Source organism: Haloferax sp. KTX1 (genome assembly GCF_902410085.1).
GTDB classification, from domain to species: Archaea; Halobacteriota; Halobacteria; order Halobacteriales; family Haloferacaceae; genus Haloferax; species Haloferax massiliensis.
Map to the genome: position 1 here is coordinate 1 of NZ_CABPRH010000170.1, position 452 is coordinate 452.

General features: G+C 68.4%; 1 protein-coding gene. It reads right to left on the minus strand.

Annotated elements, in window-relative coordinates:
• Positions 1 to 452 (minus strand): GNAT family N-acetyltransferase (locus tag FY251_RS21295; RefSeq protein ID WP_148416914.1); only part of this gene is annotated, 452 nt, incomplete at both ends.

Here is a 452-nt window from a genome sequence, read left to right on the forward strand (position 1 = left end):
CGGTCGTGCGGACGCGACACGCCAGGCCTCGTGGCTTATCCCCGACGGTCAGGACCGCCTGGGCAGTCGCCAGCCGGTCGAGCGTGTCCCGCGTCAGCGTCGAGAGCGCCCAGCTCTCCCCGCTGTCGAGCGCGAGCCCGGACAGGACGTCTCGTCCGTCGCTCTCCTGCCAGTAGCGCCACGCTGTCGCGGGGTCGTTTCCGACAGTCATCCCGGGCGTCTCGTCCCGTGGCTCGGGGTGTACCCAGCGGAACGACGTGACCGCCTCGAAGCCAGCAGCCAGCGACTGCCCGAGTCCGGCCTCGTTCCAGGAAAACACCATGCTTCGGCCGACTGACGCGCCGGCATCGGCCGCCCATTCTATGAGGTGGTCGGTCAGCAGCGACCCCAATCCCTGCCCTCTGTAGTCCGAGTCTATACGCATGCCCTGAAACCACGCCTCGGTCTCAGTG